This is a genomic window from Actinoplanes cyaneus (genome assembly GCF_016862095.1).
Classification (GTDB): domain Bacteria; phylum Actinomycetota; class Actinomycetes; order Mycobacteriales; family Micromonosporaceae; genus Actinoplanes; species Actinoplanes cyaneus.
Map to the genome: position 1 here is coordinate 1 of NZ_BOMH01000047.1, position 22,368 is coordinate 22,368.

General features: G+C 71.4%; 19 protein-coding genes. 12 read left to right on the forward strand and 7 right to left on the reverse strand.

Annotation, left to right across the window (positions count from 1 at the left end; all coding sequences use genetic code 11):
- Positions 1–514: 514 nt before the first annotated feature.
- Positions 515–892, reverse strand: coding sequence for an ATP-binding protein (locus Acy02nite_RS31050; protein WP_203747955.1), 378 nt, complete (start codon positions 890–892; stop codon positions 515–517).
- A gap of 271 nt (positions 893–1,163) precedes the next feature.
- Between Acy02nite_RS31050 and Acy02nite_RS31055 the strand changes: the two genes are divergently transcribed.
- From Acy02nite_RS31055 to Acy02nite_RS31065, 3 genes are all read left to right on the forward strand, one after another.
- Complete coding sequence (locus Acy02nite_RS31055; protein ID WP_203747958.1) at positions 1,164–1,976, forward strand: RNA polymerase sigma factor SigF; 813 nt, start codon at positions 1,164–1,166, stop codon at positions 1,974–1,976.
- Between the two features lie 129 nt (positions 1,977–2,105).
- Positions 2,106–2,774 (forward strand): DedA family protein, encoded by a 669-nt coding sequence (locus Acy02nite_RS31060; RefSeq protein WP_203747962.1) that lies wholly within the window; start codon positions 2,106–2,108, stop codon positions 2,772–2,774.
- A 290-nt stretch (positions 2,775–3,064) separates the two neighbouring features.
- The gene (locus Acy02nite_RS31065) at positions 3,065–3,895 is read left to right on the forward strand and encodes an SDR family NAD(P)-dependent oxidoreductase (protein ID WP_203747980.1); all 831 of its coding nucleotides are present in this window, start codon (positions 3,065–3,067) and stop codon (positions 3,893–3,895) included.
- Here Acy02nite_RS31065 and Acy02nite_RS31070 read toward each other — a convergent pair.
- Entirely contained in the window at positions 3,842–5,908 is a 2,067-nt protein-coding gene (locus Acy02nite_RS31070; RefSeq protein ID WP_239175378.1) for an alkaline phosphatase family protein, read from the reverse strand. The two genes, Acy02nite_RS31065 and Acy02nite_RS31070, sit on opposite strands and share 54 nt — an antisense overlap.
- A gap of 96 nt (positions 5,909–6,004) precedes the next feature.
- Between Acy02nite_RS31070 and Acy02nite_RS31075 the strand changes: the two genes are divergently transcribed.
- Positions 6,005–7,198, forward strand: a complete 1,194-nt coding sequence (locus Acy02nite_RS31075) for a glycoside hydrolase family 18 protein (protein WP_239175379.1) — start codon at positions 6,005–6,007, stop codon at positions 7,196–7,198.
- Positions 7,199–7,235: 37 nt separating this feature from the next.
- On the opposite strand, the gene Acy02nite_RS31080 is transcribed toward Acy02nite_RS31075, so the two are convergent.
- Together Acy02nite_RS31080 and Acy02nite_RS31085 are read right to left on the reverse strand one after the other, a co-directional pair.
- Positions 7,236–7,883, reverse strand: a complete 648-nt coding sequence (locus Acy02nite_RS31080) for a LamG-like jellyroll fold domain-containing protein (protein ID WP_203748015.1) — start codon at positions 7,881–7,883, stop codon at positions 7,236–7,238.
- 7 nt (positions 7,884–7,890) lie between these two features.
- Positions 7,891–8,385, reverse strand: a complete 495-nt coding sequence (locus Acy02nite_RS31085) for a hypothetical protein (RefSeq protein WP_203748019.1) — start codon at positions 8,383–8,385, stop codon at positions 7,891–7,893.
- 182 nt (positions 8,386–8,567) lie between these two features.
- On the opposite strand from Acy02nite_RS31085, the gene Acy02nite_RS31090 reads away from it, so the two are divergent.
- Positions 8,568–10,421, forward strand: a complete 1,854-nt coding sequence (locus Acy02nite_RS31090) for an MFS transporter (protein ID WP_203748022.1) — start codon at positions 8,568–8,570, stop codon at positions 10,419–10,421.
- A gap of 241 nt (positions 10,422–10,662) precedes the next feature.
- Here the strand turns inward: Acy02nite_RS31090 and Acy02nite_RS31095 are convergent, their stop codons facing one another.
- The gene (locus Acy02nite_RS31095; protein ID WP_203748025.1) at positions 10,663–11,253 is read right to left on the reverse strand and encodes a TetR/AcrR family transcriptional regulator; all 591 of its coding nucleotides are present in this window, start codon (positions 11,251–11,253) and stop codon (positions 10,663–10,665) included.
- A gap of 84 nt (positions 11,254–11,337) precedes the next feature.
- On the opposite strand from Acy02nite_RS31095, the gene Acy02nite_RS31100 reads away from it, so the two are divergent.
- The 6 genes from Acy02nite_RS31100 to Acy02nite_RS31125 all read left to right on the forward strand — a co-directional run bounded on the left by Acy02nite_RS31100 (position 11,338) and on the right by Acy02nite_RS31125 (position 17,884).
- The gene (locus Acy02nite_RS31100) at positions 11,338–12,552 is read left to right on the forward strand and encodes an MFS transporter (RefSeq protein ID WP_203748027.1); all 1,215 of its coding nucleotides are present in this window, start codon (positions 11,338–11,340) and stop codon (positions 12,550–12,552) included.
- 95 nt (positions 12,553–12,647) lie between these two features.
- On the forward strand, positions 12,648–14,237 hold the full coding sequence (locus Acy02nite_RS31105) for an alpha/beta hydrolase (RefSeq protein WP_203748029.1): 1,590 nt from the start codon (positions 12,648–12,650) through the stop codon (positions 14,235–14,237).
- A 249-nt stretch (positions 14,238–14,486) separates the two neighbouring features.
- Positions 14,487–15,074 (forward strand): TMEM165/GDT1 family protein, encoded by a 588-nt coding sequence (locus Acy02nite_RS31110; RefSeq protein ID WP_203748031.1) that lies wholly within the window; start codon positions 14,487–14,489, stop codon positions 15,072–15,074.
- Between the two features lie 28 nt (positions 15,075–15,102).
- Complete coding sequence (locus Acy02nite_RS31115) at positions 15,103–16,050, forward strand: cyclase family protein (RefSeq protein WP_203748033.1); 948 nt, start codon at positions 15,103–15,105, stop codon at positions 16,048–16,050.
- On the forward strand, positions 16,047–17,060 hold the full coding sequence (locus Acy02nite_RS31120; protein WP_239175380.1) for a tetratricopeptide repeat protein: 1,014 nt from the start codon (positions 16,047–16,049) through the stop codon (positions 17,058–17,060). The genes Acy02nite_RS31115 and Acy02nite_RS31120 overlap by 4 nt, the downstream gene beginning before the upstream one ends.
- 80 nt (positions 17,061–17,140) lie before the next feature.
- Positions 17,141–17,884 carry a tetratricopeptide repeat protein gene (locus Acy02nite_RS31125; protein ID WP_203748037.1) on the forward strand — a complete coding sequence of 248 codons (744 nt, stop codon included), beginning with the start codon at positions 17,141–17,143 and terminating at the stop codon, positions 17,882–17,884.
- Positions 17,885–18,154: 270 nt separating this feature from the next.
- On the opposite strand, the gene Acy02nite_RS31130 is transcribed toward Acy02nite_RS31125, so the two are convergent.
- A complete protein-coding gene (locus tag Acy02nite_RS31130; protein ID WP_239175389.1) occupies positions 18,155–19,156 on the reverse strand; it encodes a lysylphosphatidylglycerol synthase transmembrane domain-containing protein in 1,002 nt (333 codons plus the stop codon).
- Between the two features lie 167 nt (positions 19,157–19,323).
- Here Acy02nite_RS31130 and Acy02nite_RS31135 point away from each other — a divergent pair, with 167 nt between their 5' ends.
- Positions 19,324–20,589, forward strand: coding sequence for an NAD(P)/FAD-dependent oxidoreductase (locus tag Acy02nite_RS31135; RefSeq protein ID WP_203748043.1), 1,266 nt, complete (start codon positions 19,324–19,326; stop codon positions 20,587–20,589).
- Positions 20,590–20,597: 8 nt separating this feature from the next.
- Here Acy02nite_RS31135 and Acy02nite_RS31140 read toward each other — a convergent pair whose 3' ends face one another.
- Complete coding sequence (locus tag Acy02nite_RS31140) at positions 20,598–22,259, reverse strand: APC family permease (RefSeq protein ID WP_239175381.1); 1,662 nt, start codon at positions 22,257–22,259, stop codon at positions 20,598–20,600.
- Positions 22,260–22,368: the final 109 nt, after the last annotated feature.

The following is a 22,368-nucleotide window of genomic DNA, read 5'->3' on the forward strand; positions in this document are numbered from 1 at the left end:
CCTTCAACTGTTCCGCTTTCGCGGCCCGGCCTCCGGGGCACTCGTTCAACTTTACCCTCGCGATTCCGTTTCACCAAATCCGAAGATCTGAGTGAAACCGCTTCTCGCTCGAGCCCCCGGAACCTTACACGACGAAGCGTCGCACTTGATCCTTGGGGGTTTGGCAGGACGACCGCTTCGGATCTCTCCGCTCGCCCGTTTCCCTGCCGGCTCGGAGAACATTACCCGGCCGCCCTCGCAGCGCCAAATCGGCCCCTCGGATCTGACACCGGTGTTGTTACTGGGTCTGCTGCGGCGGTTCTGGCGAGCCCGGGCGAACATGCTGCTCCGCGTTGCGTGACCCCTGGGATCGGTGGGGAAATTGTTCACGCTGTGATCACGCGTATTCGGAAAGTCAAACAATGACGCGCTCACGGCGTACCCAAGCGTGGGGAAGAAGGAGAGGCAACCGGCCGGCGGCGGACAGCGGAGGCCGCGCCGCATGGACCTGCCCGGCTCTCGTCTCTTACTGCTCTTACTGCGGCGCCGGGAAACTCGCCCAGGTGTGCTTCGCGCGCTCGGTCCGGTACCAGCCGCAGTCGGCCGCGAACGTGTCCACGAGGAAGAGGCCCAGCCCGCCCTCTCCCATCGGCCGGGGGCGGAGGCCGAACTGCGGCTCGCCGACCAGATCTTGGTCGGACACGTCGACGATCAGCCGGCCCGGCTCGGCGAGCAACCGGACGGTCGCCGGCGGCGTTCCGTGCCGCAGGACGTTGGTGGCGAACTCGGTGGCGACGACAGCGATCGGGTCGAAGAGATCGGCGTCCACGATCTCCTCCCGCAGACCGGCGCGCAGGATCCGCAGGTCATGGACGTCATCGATCGTCCACTGCCGCATCAGCACCGGGGTCATGCGTCTATCTTGCCGAGCTGTCAAGGAAGCGCGAAGGCCCGGTCGATCCGGACGCATCGACGCAGACCATGCCACTCGGGCGAGTGTCACTCATACTTTCGGCTAGTCTTTTGTCAGACAAGCAGTTAGTGTGATGGCGACCGAACGGACAAGCATGTTCGGGCGGCGGTTCAGGTTTGGACCGTGCCGCCCGTGGGTAGAGACGCCCGACCGACCGGGTCCAGTTACACAGTGGACCGGCTCTCCGGAAAGGTGCCAGGGAGGACCACGCATGACCGTCATGGAGACTTCGACGACCGTTGCCCCGGCAACGGAGAAGAGTGCCGAAAGCCCTGTGGACAGCGCGGCAGAACTGCTGAACGCGATGGCTGCGATGCCTGCCGAGCACCCGTCCCGGGCGGCGCTGCGTGACCGGGCGATCGAGGCCTGGCTGCCGCTCGCCCGCCACCTCGCCAACCGTTACTCGGGCCGCGGCGAGCCGACCGACGACCTGATCCAGACGGCCACTGTGGGCCTGATCAAGGCGGTCGACAAGTTCGACCCCGAACGTGGTGTCGACTTCGCCGGCTACGCGATCCCGACCATCATCGGCGAGATCAAGCGGCACTTCCGCGACCGCACCTGGTCGGTGCGTGTCCCGCGCCGCCTGCAGGAGCTGCGGCTCGCGATCACCGAGGCCAACAGCACGCTGACCCACAGCCTGGGCCGCTCGCCGACAGTCCCGGACATCGCCGTTCACCTCGGCATCACCGAGGAAGAGGTGCTGGAGGGCCTGGAGGGCGCCCGCGCCTACAACGCGACGTCGCTGTCGACGCCGATCAGCGCGGACGGCTCGACCGAGCTCGGTGACACGCTCGGCGGTGAGGACTACGAGTTCGAGCTGGCCGAGACGCGCGTCGCCCTCGGGCCGGCGCTGGCCACGCTTGATGAGCGGGAGCAGCGGATCCTGACGCTGCGCTTCTACGGCAACCTGACCCAGTCGCAGATCGCCGACCAGATCGGCATCTCCCAGATGCACGTCTCCCGCCTCCTGACGAAGGCGCTGGCGAAGCTGCGCAACCAGCTCGCCGCCGAGACTCTCTGATCCATTCTCCGCGAAGGGTCCCGGTCCGTGATGGGCCGGGACCTTTCCGTGTTCGCGGCAAAGGTCTGACCGGGTCTGCCGCACAGGTCCATGAGGCCGTCGTCACCTACGGCGGCTACCGTGTAGCCGATGCCACCTTCAGCCGAGCTCCCCGGGTTCCTCCACAGCGTCGCCCCGATCCTGGACCGCTGGGGATATCTGGCCCTGGCCGCGGTGATGATCGTGGAGAGTTTCGGCGTGCCGGCCCCCGGACAGACGATCATGGTGGCCGCCTCGATCTACTCCAGCACCGGCCGGATGAACATCTACGTGGTCGCGCTGGTCAGCTTCATCACCGCGGTGGTCGGCGACAACATCGGGTACTGGATCGGTCTGCGCGGCGGCCGGAAGGCGGTGCACCGGTGGGGGAAGTACATCTTCATCACCCCGGAACGCCTGGAGAAGGCCGAGCGGTTCTTCGCCCGCCGCGGTAACCGGATCATCGTGGTGGCCCGCTTCATCGACGGGTTGCGGCAGCTCAACGGCGTGATCGCGGGCATCACCAAGATGCCGTGGAAGACGTTCACGATCTACAACGCGATCGGGGCGGCGCTCTGGGTCGGCTGGTGGACGACCGTGTCGTACCTGCTCGGCTCGAACCTCGTGACGATCATCGAGCACGCCCACCGGTACAAGTGGCTGGCGATCGGGGCCGTCGTCGTGGCGGTCGGCATCTACGTGACGCTGCACGTCCGGCACATCCGCCGGCGCCGGGCACGCGCCGGGGCCGCCGCGCCCACCGAGGAAAACCCCGTCTGACTCCAGGTCCGCTCTCCGGGTCCGGCTTCGATCAATTCCTTTCCGGTACGACGTGACGGCGCGACCGCGTGGGCACGGGAGCGACCTCGCTGGAAGCACAGAGATGGTCCCTGCCGCCCACAGCAGGGACCATCTCTGCTCTACCCCCGAGTGATGCCCGGCCCGCATCGTTCAGCCGATGCGGGGCACGTCAGGAGCCGCTGCTCGCCGCGGCGGAAGGCTGCCCGGCCTGACCGTCCGGAAGCGGGTGCTGTGCGACCGGTATGCCGCGCCTATCAGATACTTGGCGCATGCGACGGTTCACGTTCGCGGGGCGGACCTGCGTGCTCACCGGGGCGGCCGGCGGGATCGGCGCGGCCCTGACGCTGGAGCTGGCCCGGCGGCGGGCGGCGCTGGTACTCGTCGACCGGGACGCCGAGGGGCTGGAACGGGTCGCGGGGCTGGCTCGTGAGCTGGGCGGGGCGGACGTCTCGACGTACGTGATCGATCTCGCCGACGGCAAGGACCGCGGTGATCTCGCGGCCGAGGTCTCGTCCCGGCTGGGCGGCGCGGATCTTCTGGTCAACAACGCGGGCGTGACGCTCTCCGGGACGTTCGAGCAGAACCGGTTGGAGGACGTCGACTGGCTGTTGGAGATCAACCTGCACGCGGTGATCCGGATGACGAAGGCGTTCCTGCCGCAGTTGCTCGCCCGGCCCGGCTCGCACCTGGTGAACGTCTCCAGCCTCTTCGGGCTGATCGCCCCGCCCGGCCAGGTGGCGTACTCGACCAGCAAGTACGCCGTGCGCGGGTTCACCGAGGCGCTGCGGCACGAGCTGGAGCCGCGCGGGGTCGGGGTGACGGTGGTGCATCCGGGCGGGGTGCGCACCGGGATCGCGCTGAACGCCCGGCTCAGCGGGCCGGACGCGGACGGCGTGCAGGCCGCGGAGAACCGGAAGTTCCACGAGACCGCGTTGACGCTGCCGCCCGAGGAGGCGGCCCGGCAGATCGTGGCGGCCGTGCAGTCGCGCCGCCCGCGTCTGGTGATCACCAAGGAGGCGCGGGCCGCTGACCTGCTGGCCCGGGTGTTACCCGCCCGCTACTGGACGATCAGCCAGCGCGTCGCCCGCCGCTTCCAGTGACGAGGCGTAGACGGGCTCACCGGCGGTGACCGCTGGCGGCGCCTGTTCCGAGCGCAGGCCCAGCATGGTCAGCCACGCGATCAGCTGGCGATGCACCGCGTCGGGGCCGTGCAGCTCGCCGGTGACCGGCCACGCGGCCGGATGCACGAGCATCGCGTCGGTCTGCCAGCCGCCGAGCCCGCCGTGCGAGCCGACCAGCTCCTCGAACGCGGCGACCTCGTGGGTCTGCGGGTCGACAGCGCTGATCACGACGAGGTCGCCGAGGTGGGCCGACTCCTGGTGCCGCAGCAGGTCCTCGCGGGCCTGGACGCCGTACGGCAGAAGGGGGTCCTGCCCTGAGATGACGCCGTCGCGAAGACGATGGGAGCCGCCGGGACCGAAAACGATCGGCCCTTCGGCGGAGCCGGCGACGACCAGGCCGACACCGGGATGGGCGGCCAGGCCGGCGATCAGGCGGGGGTACGTCTCCTCGATCTCCTCGCGCAGCACCCGGTGCGGGAAGCGGGTCAGGTAGACCAGCGACAGGTTGCCGGACGATAGCACCAGCAGCGGAGCCCCCTCCGGAAGCGGATCGGCCTCGTGTCTGCCCTGTTCCTCGGCCGGCTCCTGAGGGCACGCGGCGGCATCGGCGGTGAGGCGCTCGACCACCTGGTCCAGGGTCTCGCCGTAGCGCTGGCGAAACGTGGCTCCCTGGCTCTGCCCGTGGTCGGAGAGCACCACCAGGTGGTACCGGCGGGCCGCCTCGGGTGAGAGGCGTTCCAGCACGCCGAGCATCCGGTCCAGGCTCTCCAACTGGCGCATCGACTCGGGGCGGGCCGGGCCGGCGTGGTGCGCGACCTCGTCGTAGTCGACCAGGTCGCAGTAGACGACCGGGACGCCGCGGGCCATCTGCTCGGCGATCAGCGAGACGTTGACGTCGCGCAGCAGCATGGCGGCCGGGCGCAGCGCCAGGTACGCCCCGGAGCGGCTGACCCGTGGCTGCACGTTGCGCCGGCGCTGGAGACGGGCCTGGTGCAGCTCGGTGATCACCTCGGCGCCGCCGAGGACCAGGGCGCGGGTGAACCCGTACGGCGAGGCCATGAACGCCGCCCAGCCGCGCGCCGACCGGCCGGGCAGGGCCGCGTGGCTGACCGTCAGCAGGTTGGTCACGGCGTCGCCGCCGAACGCGTTGCCGATGCTCACGCCGCCGTCACGGAGCAGCCCGTGACCGTCGCTGAGCCGGCGCTCGATCACCGCGGCGTCGCGCGGCCGGTTGGAGACCATCACCTTGCCGGTCTCCTTCTCGAACCAGCGGAAGGCCGGGATCTGCCGGGACGCGCCGTGCAGGATGCCGGCCTGCGACGCGGGCGTGGTCGACGGCAGACCGGTGTGCCACTGCCGCAGGCTGTGGCTGCCGGAGCGCAGCCATTGCCCGAGGACCGGCAGGTTGCCGGCCCGGATCGCCCAGCGCAGAACCGGCTCGGCGACCCCGTCGAGCTGGATCACCAGCAGCCCGGGCTCGGTGCCGGGGCGCGAGCGGCGCAGCGTGAGGAACGGCCCGCCGTCGCGTCGCGCGGCCCGCCGCCGGACGCCGCGCATCAGCCGCCGCGCCTCGCGCACGAACGTGTCGTCGCTGCCCGCGTCGGCCGCCCAGTCCAGCAGTGCGGCGAAGATCACGGCGAGGACCGCGGCAACGACGAGCGTGGGCAGGCCCCGGATCCGGTTCGCCGGGTCCAGCCGCAGGGCAATGACCATGACCGCGACCTGCGTGATCACGCCGAAGAGCATGGCGCCCCAGCCGCCGAGCGCGGTGATGCCGAGCAGCAGCAGCGGGCGCAGCACCGCACCGGTGACCGCGACCAGCACGACCAGGTTCAGCGTGTCCAGGATGTCTGTGCTGGCGACGCCGGGCATCAGCCACAACGTCACGGTGACCACCACGAACGTGGTGATCGCGCTGCGCAGCACGGCCCGCAACCTGCCCAGGACACGCCGCCAGGCGAAGAGCGCACGCATCTCAGGGCTTAGGGCCACGGCTCGACAATGGCACAGCCGGTCGCGCGACATGCAGCCGCACCCGAACGGGGGAATGGGGAGCGATCAGCGGTTTCACCGGCTAGTTTCGTGCCGGTGCGTGTCCGTACGGCGGCTTTCGCCCTGCTCGTCCTGATCCTGTCCGCCTGTCAGTCGACCTCGCGGCCCTCCCAGCCGGAGCCGGCCCCCGCCCACGAGCGGGTGCTGGCCGGCTACTTCACCGAGTGGGGCTCCTACGGCCGCGCCTACCGGGTGAAGAACCTGGCCGCCAGCGGCTCCGCGGACAGACTGACCCATCTGATGTACGCCTTCGGCAAGGTCGACGGGGGTCGCTGCGGGGTCGGGGACGCGTGGGCGGCGTACCAGAAGCCGGTGGCCGCCGCGGAGAGCATCGACGGGGTCGCCGACACCACGGCCACGCCCCTGCGCGGGAACTTCGGGCAGCTCTGGAAGCTCAAGGGCTCGCACCCGAAGCTGAAGATCCTCTGGTCGTTCGGTGGCTGGAACGGCTCGGCCGGGTTCACCGCCGCCGCCAAGGACCCGGCGGCGTTCGCCAGGTCCTGTCACGACCTGCTGAAGGATCCGCGCTGGGCGGGGCTGTTCGACGGGATCGACGTGGACTGGGAGTACCCGAACGCCTGCGGCCTGCAGTGCGACCGCAGCGGCCGGGAGTCGCTGGCCAAGGTGGTCGCGGCGCTGCGGACCGCGTTCGGGAAGGATGCGCTGGTCACCGCTGTGGTGCCGGGCGACGTGAAGAAGCTCGGGGCGGTGGACCTGTCCGCGGCGGCTGCTCAGGTGAACTGGCTCGGGGCGATGACCTACGACTACTTCGGGGCCGGGAACACCGACGCGAAGACGGCGCCGCATTCACCGCTGACCGCGTACCCGGGGATCCCGCGGCCGGGGGCGACCACCGAGGCGACCGTCAGTCAGCTGCTGAAACAGGGCGTGCCGTCGGTGAAGCTGCTGTTCGGGGTCGGGTTCTACGGGCGCGGGTGGACCGGCGTGCGCGGCGCGGCGCCGGGAGCCACGGCAACCGGTCCGGCGCCCGGGAAGTACGAGAAGGGGCTGGAGGACTACAAGGTGCTCGCCGGGCGCTGCCCACCGACCGGGACGATCGGCGGGACGGCGTACGCGCAGTGCGGGACGCAGTGGTGGTCCTACGACACTCCGCAGACGATCCGGGGGAAGGTCCTGTACGCGCGGAGCGCCTCGCTGGGCGGTGTCTTCGCCTGGGAGTTGTCCGGTGACACCCCGGACGGCAAGCTGCTCACCGCCTTGGCCAGTTGAGCCCTCACGGGTCGGCTGCCCGGAGCCCCGGCGAGGGTCAGCCGATGTGGACCCAGACGTTGTCCAGAGCGCCGTTGAACTGGTCGTTGTCGAAGTAGGCACCCTTGCCGCCGATGCTCAGCGGCCGGTTGTTCGCCACCGACAGGTCCGCGGGGATCCGGGTCCGCCCGCGCAGCACCCCGTCCACGTAGATGTCGAAGCGGGAGCCGGACCGCTCGCAGCGGACGACGTGCCAGCGGCCGTCGGCGGCGGTCACCGAGCTGCGGACCATCCGGATGCCCGGCCGGCGCTCGTCGACCAGCACGCAACTGGGCTGGCCGGCGGCCCCGTCGATCTGCAGTTTGTACTGGCTGCTCGTCTTGGAGTAGCCCTTCTGCACGACGTTCTGGCCCTTGCTGGTCTGGTCCGGGGCGAGCAGCACGTCGGCGCCGTACGCCAGATCGCGCTTGCCCGGGTTGAGATCCGCGCTGCGAGGACTCTGCAGTGCCACGTGCGGGCAGATGATCCGCTCGCAGCGGGGCGGGAAGGCGATCGCGGCGCCGGTGCCGTGCGCCACCGGGCGGATCCGGCCGCCATGACCGGAGACGACCCGCAGGGTGTGGCCGAATCCGGAGTCGTCCCGGGTGGCGGACGGGGGGTTGAAGTCGTACCGGGCGATGAAGGCCGGAACGGGCGGCGGCAGCACGGCAGGCTCAACCGAAGAAGTTCTGCACCTGGGTGAGGGTCAGGTAGCCCTGCTGCTCCAGCTCGCGCGGCACCGAGGTGAGCGCCCGCTCGGTCACCGTCACATCGTCGGCGCAGCTCGGCGGCGGAGCCGGCTCCGGGTCGGGCGGCAGGGCGGGCAACGCCATCGCCTCCCGGATGACCTCGAACATGGTGCGCACCTCGGCCACCGCGCGGCGCATCAGCTCGTTGTCGGAGCAGTCGGACGGGAGCGCGCAGGTGAAGTTCGCGCGCAGCTGGTCGCCGAGGTGCCTGATGTCGGCGCTGGGGCGCAGATGATCGACCCCCTCGGTGACGATGCCGAGTTGGCACCCCCGGAACCCGGTCCGGAACCACCACTGCTGCCAGCGCGGATCCGCGTCGAGAGTGTGCACGGCGTGCTGGAGCGCGATCAGGTAGTGCCGCGGCGCCCGGCCACCCCGAGTTGCCGTCCCCAGCCGTGGGTGGAGCCAGAACTCGTCCATGGTTGGCATGGTCCCAGGCTTCCCGGCGGCTCGTGGGAATTCGGGAGTCGCGCGTCGGAGTGGAAGTCGGTCACACTCCATACCACGCTTTCATAATGTGCTGATATAAATTGCCGGGGCGATCGTGGCCGCCCTGCCGGCGCTGGACCGGCTGAACGACCTGCTCACGAAGGACTGAACGCATGCTTGCCGTAGATCATCCGCGCTACAAGTGGGTCGCGCTCTCCAACACCACGCTCGGCAACCTGCTCGCGACGATCAACTCGTCGATCGTGCTGATCTCGCTGCCCGCCATCTTCAAGGGCATCGAGATCAACCCACTGGCCCCGGGCAACGTCAGCTACCTGCTCTGGATGCTGATGGGCTACATGCTGGTCACCGCGGTCCTGGTGGTCACGCTCGGCCGGCTCGGCGACATGTACGGCCGCGTCAAGATCTACAACGCCGGCTTCGCGATCTTCGCCATCGTGTCGATCATCCTGTCCGTGGACCCGTTCACCGGCGGCGCCGGCGCGATCTGGCTGATCGGCTGGCGGGTGGCGCAGGCGATCGGCGGCGCGATGCTGATGGCGAACTCGGCCGCGATCATCACCGACGCGTTCCCGCCCAAGCAGCGCGGCATGGCGCTCGGTGTCAACATCGTCTCCGCGCTCGCGGGCTCGTTCATCGGCCTGATCGCGGGCGGGGTGCTCGCCGAGTGGGACTGGCGCTCGGTGTTCTGGGTCAACATCCCGCTCGGCATCGCCGGCGCGATCTGGGCGTACCGGTCGCTGCACGACACCGGGGTCCGCCGCCACGCGAAGATCGACTGGTGGGGCAACCTGACGTTCGCGGTCGGGCTCACCGCGGTGCTGGCCGGCATCACGTACGGCATCCAGCCCTACGGCGGGCACACCCAGGGCTGGACCAGCCCGTGGGTGCTGACCGGGCTGATCGGCGGCGCGGCCGTCCTGGTGGTCTTCGGGATCATCGAGACCCGGGTGGCCGAGCCGATGTTCCCGCTCACCCTCTTCCGCAACGCCGCGTTCACCGGCGGCAACGTGGCGAACCTGCTGGCCAGCGTGGCCCGCGGCGGTCTGCAGTTCATGCTGATCATCTGGTTGCAGGGGATCTGGCTGCCACTGCACGGCTACGACTACGAGCGGACGCCGCTCTGGGCCGGCATCTACCTCGTCCCGCTGACCATCGGCTTCCTGGCGGCCGGGCCGCTCTCCGGATTCCTCTCCGACCGGTTCGGCGCGCGCCCGTTCGCGGCCGGCGGCCTGCTCGTCATGGCGGTCTCCTTCGCCGGCCTGCTGCTCGTGCCCGGCGACTTCAGCTACCCGGTCTTCGCGATCCTGATCTTCGTCAACGGGCTGGGCGGCGGCCTGTTCTCCGCCCCGAACACGTCCCTGCTGATGTCCACCGTCCCGGCCGACATGCGTGGTGCCGCGTCCGGCATGCGGGCCACCTTCATGAACGCCGGACAGGTGCTCTCCATCGGCGTCTTCTTCTCGCTGATGGTGGCCGGGCTCGCCGACTCCCTGCCGGCCAGCCTCAACGCGGGCCTCACCGCGCAGGGCGTGCCGGCCGACGTCGCCGCGAAAGCCGCCGAGCTGCCGCCGGTCGGGACCCTGTTCGCCGCGTTCCTCGGCTACAACCCGATCCAGGAACTGCTCGGGCCGCAGGTGCTCGGGGCGCTGCCCGCCGAGAACGCGCACAACCTGACCGGCCTGGAGTTCTTCCCGCGGCTGATCGCCGACCCGTTCCACGACGGCCTGGTGATCGTCTTCTGGATGGCGATCGGGATGGCGGTGCTCGGCGCGCTCGCCTCCCTGATCCGCTCCAACCCCACCCCTGGCCTCGCCACCGAGACGGGCCCGGCCGACGTCACTGCGGACGGCGGTCACCCGGTGTCTCCGATCTCGGCTGACGACAGCGCTGCGGAGCTGGTGGCGCACGAGGCGGAACTGAGCGCCGAGCTCGCCGAGTCGCAGCCGTTCCTCCCTGCCAGCCGGATCCCCGAGCCGCTGGACGAATCCGCGACCCGGGACTGAAGCGTGAACGGCGCGACCTCGGCAGGTCGCGCCGTTTCGCATTCCCGAGCCCATTCGCCGGTACGGCGGTGCGCGCAAGGGCCGCCGACACACCGGGACCAGCCGCGACTCGCGCTCGTCGGGACACGCGCCGCTGCCGCAACTGACAGCAGCGTCGCGATCACCGGCGCACGCAAGGGCCGTGAACACAGCGGGACCGGCCGCGACTCACGCTCTTCGGCTGGCGCTCATGGGGCGGGGCTCATGGGCGTACGCGGGAAGGGGTCTGGTTTGCGGCGAGAAGGGTGGCGGCTACCGCGCGGGCGTTGAGGACGGCGGCCGGGTCGTGGTCCTGACGGGCGCCGACCATGGCGCCGTCGTAGAGGATGACCAGCTGGGCGGCGAGGGTCGCGGGGTCGGCGGCGCCGGCTTCGCGAGCGAGGTCGGTCAGCAGAGCACGGGTCCAGGCGCGGCTGGCCGCCGACTCCTGGGCGGCGACGCTGTCCGGGTCGGACTCGGCGCTCGCGTTGTAGAACGCGCAGCCGCGATAGCTGGGCTTGGCGGCCGATTCGGCGAGGGAGTCGAAGACGGCGAGGAGACGGTCGCTCGGGTCGTCGTGCTGCTCGATCCGGCCGAGGATGCGGTTGCGGCGCTGCTCGTGGCGGCCCTGCAGGTACGCCCGGACCAGGCCGTCCTTGTTGCCGAAGCACGAGTAGAGCGAGGCCTTGGCGACCCCGGCGTGCTCGATCACCCGGTCGATGCCGACGGTGTGCACGCCCTCGGCGTAGAAGAGCTCGTCCGCGGCGGCCAGCAAGCGTTCCCGGGCCGACCTGCGGGGTGACGTGACGGACATGAGTTGACGTTAACAGACAGGTCTGTCTAGTGTCAGGACAAGCAACTAGACAGACCTGTCTGTTCAATCACTGGGGGAATCCTCATGACCGTCCTGGCCGACGCCGCGCGGACCACCGCGCCGGCCCGCCTGAGCCGGAACTCCGCGTTCACCGCGATCGCCGCGATCCTGGTGACGTTCGCCGCGGCCTCCGCCGTGCCGAGCCCGCTCTACGTCGTCTACCAGCACCTGTGGGGCTTCTCGCCGGCGATGCTGACGGTGATCTTCGCGGTCTACGTGGTCGCCCTGATCGCCACGCTGCTCACCCTCGGCGCCCTCTCCGACTACGTCGGCCGCCGCCCGGTGCTGACCGGCGCGATCCTGCTGGAGGCCGTGGCCCTCACCCTGTTCCTGAGCGCCGGCAACGTGACGGTGCTGCTGATCGCCCGGATCGTGCAGGGCGTCGCGACCGGCGCCGCGCTGAGCACGCTGGGCGCCGCCCTGATCGACCTCAACCCGTCGCACGCACCCGGCCGGGCCGGCCTGGTCAGCGGTATCGCTCCGGTCGCCGGGCTGGGTCTCGGCGCGTTCGGCTGCGGGGCGCTGGTGGAGTGGGCGCCGTTCCCGACCCACCTGGTCTACGCGTTGCTGCTGGCCGGCATGGTGGTCGCCGGCCTGGCGGTGGCCTGGATGCCGGAGACCGCGCAGCGCCGGCCGGGCGCGGCCGCCTCGCTGAAGTGGCGGCTCGGCGTGCCGGCCCGGCTGCGCGGCGACCTGTTCGCGCTGGTCCCGATCATCGTGGCGAGCTGGGCGCTGGGCGGGCTCTACCTGTCGCTCGGCCCGTCCGTCGCGGCGGCCACCTTCGGCATCACCGACCACCTGGTCGGCGGCCTGGTGGTGGCGCTGGTCTGCGGCGCCGGCGCGGTCACCTCGTTCCTGATGCGCAAGGTCGCGACACCGCGGGTGCTGACCGTCGCCGGGGCCGGCCTGCTCGCGGGTGGCGCGCTCGGCGTGACCGGCCTGATCACCGAGAGCCTGGCGCTGGCCACGGCCGGCTCGATCGTCTCCGGGATCGGCTTCGGGGCGGCGGCGCTGGCCTCGTTCAGCACGCTCGCGCGGATCGCCGAGCCGCACGAGCGGGGCGAGTTGCTGGCGGTGGCGCTGACCATCTCCTACGCGGCGTTCAGCATCCCCGCCGTGATCGCCGGGCAGACCGCCAACCACCTGGGCCTGCACACGGTCGCCCTCGGTTACGCCGGGATCGTCTCGGCCCTGGGCCTGGTGGCCCTGATCGCCCAGCGCGCCCGCCGTTCCGCCTAATTACACCCCTTTGGTGGCCGCCTCGGCGTGGAGGGGTGGAAAGCGCCCGAGAACACCTCACTATATGGGGCGAATCGGACACCGAAGGGCGAGGTATGAAGAGAATCTGGGCGGCCGCCACCGTGGTCGCGCTCGGTGCGGCCGGCACCGCGATCACATCGGCGGAGGCCGCTCCGCCGCGAGGCACACCGCATCACGTGCCGGCGGCGATGGTGTGGACTCCCTGCACCGAGGTGTCCCTCAAGGCCCAGGGCGCGGAGTGCGGCTCGATCACCGTGCCGATGGACTACGCGAACCCGGGCGGCACGAAGATCGAGCTGGCCGTCGCCCGGGTCAAGCACACCGTCCCGGACGACAAGTACCAGGGCGTGGTGCTGGTCAACCCGGGCGGCCCGGGTGGCGCCGGGCGCGGCTTGGCGACGCTCGGCGCCAAGGTGCCGAAGGACGCAGGGGACGCCTACGACTGGATCGGGTTCGACCCGCGCGGCGTCGGCGCCAGCAAGCCGAAGTTGACCTGCGACAGCGACTACACCGGGTACAACCGGCCGGTCTACGTGCCGAGCACCCCCGCGATCGAGGCCGCCTGGCACGCCCGGGCCAGGCAGTACGCCGCGAACTGCGCCAAGGCCGGCGGCCCGCTGCTCCACCACATGCGCACCGAGGACTCGGTCCGTGACCTCGAGAGCATCCGCAAGGCGCTCGGCGTCGAACAGATCAACTTCTACGGATTCTCGTACGGGACGTACCTGGGCCAGGTCTATGCCACGCTCTTCCCGGAGCGGGTGCGGCGGATGGTCCTGGACGGCAACGTCAACCCGAACCACGTCTGGTACCAGTCGAACCTGGACCAGGACATCGCCTTCGACCGCAACATCAAGATCTACTTCGCGTGGATCGCCAAGCACGACAAGGTCTACCACCTCGGCAAGACCGGCCCGGCCGTGGAGAAGCTCTACTACCGGCAGCTCGCCGCGCTGACCGCCGAGCCGGCCGCCGGCGTGATCGGCCCGGCCGAGCTGACCGACATCTTCCTGCAGCCGGGGTACTACGTCTTCGGCTGGGAGAAGGTCGCCCGCGCGTTCTCGAACTGGGTCACCAAGAAGGAAGCGGGCGGGCTCAAGACGCTCTACGACGAGAACAACCCGCAGACCCCGGGCTCGGACAACAACTACGCCGTCTACCTGGCCGTGCAGTGCACCGACGCGCCCTGGCCGGCCACCTGGGCGACCTGGTCGCAACAGAACTGGAAGGTCTACCACCAGGCGCCGTTCGAGACGTGGGGCAATGCCTGGTACAACGCGCCGTGCCGGAGCTGGGCCGCGCCGGCGGGGCGGCCGGTCCGGGTGAACGGGGCGAAGGTCCCGCCGGTGCTGCTGCTCAGCGAGACACTGGACGCCGCCACGCCGTACAGCGGAAGTCTCGAGGTTCGTGAGCTCTTCCCCCGCTCGGTGCTGATCGAGGGCGTCGGCGGCACCACGCACGCCGGATCGCTCTTCGGCAACGCCTGTGTCGACGACACGATCGCGGATTACCTGGCCACCGGGGCGCTGCCCGCGCGGGTCGCCGGGATCCACTCGGACAAGCAGTGCAAACCGCTGGCGCAGCCGGTTCCCGCGCAGCCGATGCTGAAGCGCTCGGCCGAGCTGCTCGACCGGCTGCGGTTGCAGCGGCTGATCGGCCGCTGACCCACCGTCGCCGAAAGGCCCGGTGGTGAAGCTCTCCACCGGGCCACCGACCAGGTCGGCTATGCTCGACCCCGCGAAGGGGAGTAGCTCCCAATGTCGCGGTCGACATACTGAGATCCTCCGGGATTTCCGGCCGCGCGGCCTCGACCAGAGGCGAGCGAGACCTTCGACCAGGCTGTTCATCACTGACGGCCGGGTCGAGGTCGCCCTGCGCCCAACCCCCGGTCGTCGTCAACCGGGAGAAGTTTCGTGTCAGCTTTCCTTGCCGCGCTGGGCCTCAGCTTCGCGGTCATCTTCGTCGCCGAGCTCGGCGACAAGTCCCAGCTCATGGCGATGACTTTCGCCACCCGATTCAAGCTGGCGCCGACACTGATCGGCATCACCGTCGCCACCGCGCTGGTCCACCTGGTCTCGGTCGGCATCGGGTACGGCCTGGGCGCCGCCATCCCCACCGACTGGATCTCGCTGATCGCCGGTGTCGCATTCCTCGCCTTCGGCGCCTGGACACTGCGCGGCGACGAGCTGACCGACGACGAGAAGAGCAAGGCCGAACGCTCCACCGGCTCCGCGATCCTCGCTGTCGGCGGCGCTTTCTTCCTCGCCGAGCTGGGTGACAAGACCATGCTGGCGACGATCACGCTGGCCACCCAGCACGGCTGGGTCGCCACCTGGATCGGCTCCACGATCGGCATGGTGGCCGCCGACGCGCTGGCCATCCTCGTCGGGCGGCTGCTCGGCCGTCACCTTCCCGAGCACATCATCAAGTGGGGCGCGGCCGCGTTGTTCGCTATCTTCGGCATCTGGCTGATCGTCGAGGGCGTGATCGGCCTGTCCTGATCTTTCCAGCTCCTTCCAGGGAGGCGCTGTGCTGCGGTACCGGGCCGAGTTCGACGCCGAGGTCACCTTCGCCGACGGGGGTGACCTGAACGCGCGGCGGTTCCAGGTCGACGTCCCGCACGCCGACGTCACCGAGGCGGAGATCACCGAGCGTCTCGTCGATCTGCTGGCGCCGCGTCCCGTCGAACGGGCGCGGCTGAGCGGTGTCAGAGTCTTCGGCGAGCCACACATTCCCCTGCAAAGACCCGTTTCGCGTACGAGGTTCGTCGAGCTCAGCCATGTCATCCGGGACGGGCTGATCACCTACCCGGGTCTGCCCGCCCCGCAGCTGCGTCAGCACCTGACCCGGTCGGAGTCGCGCGACCGGTACGCGCCCGGCACGGAGTTCGCCATCGACCGGATCACCATGGTCGGCAACACCGGGACGTACGTGGACAGCCCGTTCCACCGCTACGCCGACGCCGCCGACCTGGCCGGCCTGCCCCTGGAACGCCTCGCCGAGGTCCCGGCCGTGGTGGTCCGGGCGATCGGCGGCCCCCGCGGCGTGACCCCCGAGACCCTCGCCGGGGTGGACGTGGCCGGGCGGGCGGTGCTGCTGCACACCGGCGGCGACCGGCACTGGGCCACGAAGGACTACGTGACCGACGCGCCCTACCTGACCCGCGAGGGCGCACAGGACCTGGTGGACCGGGGCGCGGCAGTGGTCGGCATCGACGCCGTGAACCTCGACGACATCTCGGCGCAGGCCCGCGGCGAACGGCCGGCACACAGCCTGCTGCTGGCCGCCGGCATCCCGATCGTCGAGCACCTCACCAACCTGGCGGTGCTGCCCGTGCACGGCGCCCGGTTCACCGCCGTCCCGCCGCGGATCGCCGGGTTCGGCAGCTTCCCGGTCCGCGCCTACGCCACCGTCCCCGCGCAGGAGCCGCACGACCGGGCACACTCCGGCGGATGGCAGCCGGGCGGGCACGCGTGAGCCAGCCCATCGCGCTGGCCCGCCTCCAGCTGCAACGCGGTGAAGCCGGGGCGGCCGCCGACCTGCTCGGCCCGGTGCTCGCCGCCGAGCCGGACCACGTGACCGCGCTCGTGCTGATGACCCACGCGCAGCTCGCCCTGGAGAAACCGGAACTGGCCCACGAGGTGGCGGCACGGGCCGTGCAGCACGCACCCGGGTCCGCTGAGGCGCTCACCGCGCTCAGCCGCACACTGACCGCGCTCGGGCGCCACGACGAGGCGATCGCCATGGCGCAGGCCGCGGTGGCCCGGCAGGCGGACAACCCGTACCGGCACAACCGGCTCGCCTGGGCCCTGATGGAGCAGGGACAACGCGCGGTGGAGGCGGAACACGCGGCCCGCGAGGCGGTGCGGCTCGGCCCGGACGAGGCGGACTTCCGGATCACGTACGCGATGGTGATGAAACAGCTCAACCTGCCCGACCGGGCGCGGCAGGCGTTGCACGACGCGCTGCGGATCGACCCGGAGAACGCGATCGCCCGGCACGAGCTGGCCGCCTTCGACGTGGTGCACCGCAACCCGTTCGCGCTGCGACGCCTGGCCCGCGGCGTGACCGGGCTGGTCGCGGCGCTGCGGGCGGACCCACGGCAGGAGGCGAGCCGGCACCTGCTCGACGCGGCGCTGCGGCAGTTCCTGGTCTACACCGCGATCATCATGGTGGTCTTCGCGTACCTGGGCTGGCGGGTCTCGGACGACTCGGCGGGGTGGGCCCGTGCACTGGCCGCGACGGCGGCGCTGGCCCCGGCCGGATACGCCGGTTACTTTCTCGCCCGTCTCGACCCGGTGCTGCGGTCGTACCTCAGGGAAGTGGTGAGCCGGCAACGGGCCGCGAGTTCGGCGGCGGCCCTGGCCCTCGCCCTGCTGCTGGTCGCGACCGTGGCGCCGGCCGGCTGGCTGCCGGTCCTGCTCGGGGTGGCGAGCCTGGCCGGGTTCGCGGTGCGGCTGCTCACCTCGATGGTTCCCCGGGTTTAAGCGGTATTACCTAACAAATCGCCGCCGGGTGCCGAAGTGTCCGTTGTGAGCCCTGTCCCCTGGCTACCCGGAGCGGCCCGATGACTGACCTGGTCCCCACCGCCGCCGCGTTTCCCCCGCCCGCTGCCGTCGCGCCGCCCCCCTATCCCGGCGTGGCCGAGCGTGCCTTCGCCGACCCGGCCGACATGGCGGTCGCCCGGGCCGCCGCCCTCTTCGAGAACATGCAGCCGGCCGAAGCCGCCGCCATGCTCGAACCGGTCCTGGCCGGCAACCCGCAGACCCCGGCCGGCTGGATCCTGATGGCCCGTATCCGCCTCGCCCTCGACCAGGTCGAACCGGCGCTCGCCGCCGCGCACAGGGCGATCGAGCTGGCCCCGGAGGACCCGCGCCCGCTCGCCATCGCCAGCCGGGCGCTCACCCTGCAGGGCAAGCACGACGAGGCGATGTCGATGGCCTACCGTGCCGTCATCGTCGAGCCCAAGAACCCGCTCTGGCACGACCGGGTGGCGTGGGCGCTGCTCGCCGCCGACCGCCAGCTCGCCGATGCCGAACAGGCCGCGCGTACGGCGATCGGCCTGGACCCGAACGAAGCGCACTACTACTTCACGCACGGGGTGGCGCTGGCCGCGCTCGGGCACGTCGACCAGGCGCGGCAGGCGCTGACCACGTCCCTGCGGCTGGAGCCGAACAACCCGGTGGCGCGGCAGCGGCTCGACATCCTCAACGGGGTCGCCGCGCCCGTGGTGGAGAAGAAGAAACGGGGGTGGAAGATGTTCGGGCGCAGGGGGAACGAGGCGCCGATCCGCCCGGAGGAGCGCACCTGATCGAGGGCCACCAGGCAGAACCCACCCTCCCAATGGGGGGCCACCTCCTCTGCCGTCATTGTCGCCTCAGATCTCGAGATCATGCCGGCGGCCTGTGGACAACGCGCCGCTGTGGACAACTTGCCTCAGTCGCCGGCCCGTGCTCGGCGCTTCAGGCGCCCGTGCTCGGCGCTTCAGGCCCGTCCTGTGCTCGGCGCTTCAGGCGCCCGTGCTCGGCGCTTCAGGCCCGTCCTGTGCTCGGCGCTTCAGGCCCGTCCTGTGCTCGGTGCCTCAGGCTCCGGCGCCCGTGCTCGGCGCCTCATGCCCGTCCCTGCTCGGCGCCTCCGCGCTGTCCCGTGCTCGGCGCCTCAGCAGCAGCCACACCAACCACCCCGCGCCGATGATGAAGCCGAAACTGATCACCCGGTAGAGCACTACCGCCGCGACCGCGCTGGCACTCGTCAGTCCGCCCGCCACCAGCCCGAGCACCAGAGCACCGTCGACGACGCCGAGACCGCCGGGGACCACCGGCACGCTGGCGGCGGCCATCCCCGCGCAGTACGCGATCAGCAGGTGCACCGGCGTGATCCGATCGGCTCCCACGGCCACGCAGCAGACCCACAGGCACAGTGCGTCGAACAGCCAGTTGGCGCAGGCCAGCAGCACCGCCACGGCGAAGTGCCCGCGATGGATCCGGATCGCCCGTAACTGCGTGACGAAGCCGAACAACCGGTCCGCGCCGTGTTCCGGGGGCCGGCGGCGTACCCGGTTGACGCCGCCGAGCAGGGCGCGTACCGGCCGTTCCAGCCACAGCGGATGCCCGGCGAGGAGCCGGACCGCGGCGGTCACCGCGACCGCCCCGGCCGCATAGCCGGCCAGTGACCGCCAGCTGCCGGTGTTGCGGGCCAGCAGGCCGCCGACGGAACCGACCAGGATCAGGGCGCCGGTGGAGAGGACACCGCTCAGGGCGATGCACCAGGAGGCTTCGGCGGACGACACGCCGTACCGTCGCATCTGCCGGAAGTTGAAGCTGGTGGAGAAGACCGGCCCGCCGGGCAGGGTCACGCTCAACGAGTGCGCGGCGTAGGCCATGGCGACGTGGCGGCGCACGCTGACCTTGGTGCCGGCGCCGCGCAGCAGGGCGCGCTGCATCCGCGCGTAGGTGCCCATCGACACGATCTCGGCGATCAGCGCCACGCCGACCCAGCCCCAGTGCGGGGCGCGGAGCTGGGTGAAGGCCTGTCGCAGGGCCGGCCAGCCGAGGATCAGCTCGGCGCCGAGCACGACTGTCATCACGACGGCCACCAGCGGTCCCCGGCGCCACCGTCGAGGTGGGCCGGTCGCCGGCGGCGCCGCCGCCGGAGCCCCGGTCGCGGTCATCGCCTTCGATCGTGCCACTTCGCCGGTCAACTTTCGGCAACTTCGTCGCGAGGGTTTGTGCCGGTGGCAGGCTGTTCCGCATGCCACGTCCGCGGATCGTCATCGTCGGCGCCGGCTTCGCGGGGTACACCGCGGCCCGGCGGTTGACACGCATCGCCCGGGGGCGGGCCGAGATCGTCCTGCTGAACCCGACCGACTACTTCCTGTATCTGCCGTTGCTGCCGGAGGTCGCGACCGGTCTGCTGGAGCCGCGGCGGATCTCGGTGCCGCTGACGCTGCCCGGGGTGCGGGTCCTGCTGGGGCATGCCGGCGCGTTCGACCTGGAGGCCCGTACCGTCGAGTGGGCCGACCCGGAGGGCAGGCGTGGCGTCATCGGGTATCACCGGCTGGTGCTCGCCCTGGGCAGTGTGAACAAGCTGCTGCCGGTGCCCGGCGTGACCGAGTATGCCCATGGCTTCCGGGGCATCGCGGAGGCCCTCTACCTGCGTGACCACCTGACCCGGCAGATCGAGCTGGCGGCGCAGTCCGACGATCCGTTGGAACGTCAGGCCAGGTGTACGTTCGTCGTGGCGGGAGCCGGTTACACCGGGACCGAGGTGGCCGCGCAGGGAGCGCTGTTCACCGCAGCGCTGGCCGCCGGGCGTTCGCTGTCGCCGCGGTGGCTGATCCTGGACACGTCGGATCGGGTGCTTCCGACCCTTGACCCCCGGCTTTCGCGTACGGCCGCGGAGGTGCTCCGCCATCGTGGCGTGCGCGTGCTGACCGGCACCGGCGTGGCGAACGCGGGCTCCGACGCGGTGCGCCTCTCCAACGGCGAGAGCGTGCCGACGAAGACGCTGGTCTGGTGCGTCGGGGTGCGTCCGGAGCCGCTGGTCGCCGGCCTGGGGCTGGCCACCCGGGACGGGCGGCTGGTCGTCGACGAGTTCCTCAACGTGCCCGGCCGTCCGGACGTCTTCGCCTGCGGGGACGCCGCGGCGGTGCCCGACGTGATGCACCCGGGCGCGCTGACCGGGATGACGGCGCAGCACGCGGTGCGGCAGGGGCGGCTGGTGGCCGGCAACGTGGCGGCGTCCTACGGGCAGGGGCGGCGGCGACCGTACCGGCATCGGGATCTCGGTTTCGTGGTTGATCTCGGGGGTTGGTCGGCGGCCGCTGATCCGTTCGGGGTGCCGCTGGGCGGGGCCGCGGCCAAGGCGGTGACCAGGGGTTACCACTTGATGTCGATGCCGGGTAACCGGGTTCGGGTGGCGGCGGACTGGATGCTCGACGGGATGCTGTCGCGTCAGCCGGTGCAGCTCGGGCTGATCCGTGGCAGCGCCGTCCCGCTGGCGGCGGAACCGGACTGACCGCCGGGTCAGCCGTTGACCTCCGGGTGCACCCGCTCGGGCCGATGGGCTCCGGGCGTGCGTTGCCGCGGCACCTTCGCGAGCCGGCCGGAATCGGATCCGCCGGAAACGGGCGCGTCCGGGGTGACCGCCGGCGTGTTCCACGGCCACGGGTCTGCGCTGTTCCGGGCGTCGGCGTCCGGCCGGGGGCGGGACGGCGTGATCACCAGCGCGGCGCCGCCCAGGCCGATGCCCGCGTATCGGACCGGCCGTGCCGACCGCAGCACGAGCGCATGAACGCAACCGGCCACCAGGCACCCGCCGAGCCCGCCCGACACCACCAGCACCCACGGCGATCCGGACGGCACCCCCAGCAGCTCGGGAAGGTTGAGCAACGCCAGGTAGAGCAGCGCCCCGAGCGACACGGTGGACAGGACGGGCGCCAGGAACCGGCTCCACAGGTTTTCTCGCCCCGGCACCCGGTTCAGGTGCAGGAGCGCGGCCACCGCCGTGAGCAGCAACAACACCAGAACGGCAAGGCTGCCGCCCACGGTCAGCCACCGAGCCGTCCGCACCGACGCCCCGCCTCCGGCCAGCACCGCGCCGAGCAGGGAGGCGCCCGCGACCAGCGACTGGGTCAGGGAGGCGGCGCGCGGCGCGCGGGTCCGGTGCGAGACATTGCCCAGTACGGCGGGAAGGACCCGTTCCCGTCCGAGAGCGAACAGGTACCGGGCGAGCACGTGGTGCACGGCGAGAATCCCGGCGAGCAGCCCGGTGACCAGCACCACCCTGCCGATAGTGACCGCCCACGGGGCCAGCCGGTCGTCGGCCAGCGCGAAGATCAGCTCCGGACCGCGAGCGGCGGCCCGACCGGCGACCCCGCGCGGGCCGGCGGCCACGATCATGCTCCAGGTGACCCCGGCGAGCAGGACGGTGAGCAGCAGGATCGCGATCCGGGCAGCACGGCCGGCGGTGCGGTGCGGGTCGCGGCCCTCCTCGGAGCAGACCGCGGTGGTCTCGAACCCGGCGAACGCCAGCACCACCACGGCGAGGAGCAGACCCAGCAACGGACGATCGATCGCGGACAGGTCGCCGGGCAGGAACGTGCTCGTCGCGATCCGCCCGCCGGCCGGCCGCACCACGAACGCACCGGCCAGGCCGGTCAGCACCGCGGCCTCGGCGACGGCCAGGACGGCGATCACCGCGGCGGCGAACTCGACCCGCAGCGTGCCGGCGAGCGCGACCACCGCCCAGCACCCGGCCGCCACCGCCCACCACGGCACGGCCACCCCGAGCCAGCCGTGCAGCAGGGGCGCGGCGGCCTGACCGGCGAGCGAGTAGAGGCCGAGCTGGATGGCGTGGTAACCGGCGAGCGCGAGCCACGCGGCGGTCAGCGCAGCGGGCCGTCCGAGACCGCGGGCCACCTGGGGGTAGGCCGCTCCGGCGCTCGGCATGCGCCGGATCATGGCGGCGTACGGCGTACCGAAAAGGAACAGGACGACCGCGACGGCGGCCACCGCGAGTGCCGCCAGCGGCCCGGCGCCGGCGGCCAGGACCGGCGGGATGACCAGGACCACAGTGGCGATCGGCGTGGCCGCGGCCGCGCCGAGGAACGCGGCGTTGCCGGCGCCGAGACGACCGTGGGCGAGCCCGGCCGGCTCCGCGTGCGGTGGTTCGTCAAGGGTGGCCACGGACTCTATTCAGGCGCACCGAACCGGACATGACAACCATGAGTGACGGAATAATGACCGCTCGTGACCAGATTGGCACAGCACTCCTCGACCCGGACGCGCGCCGGTT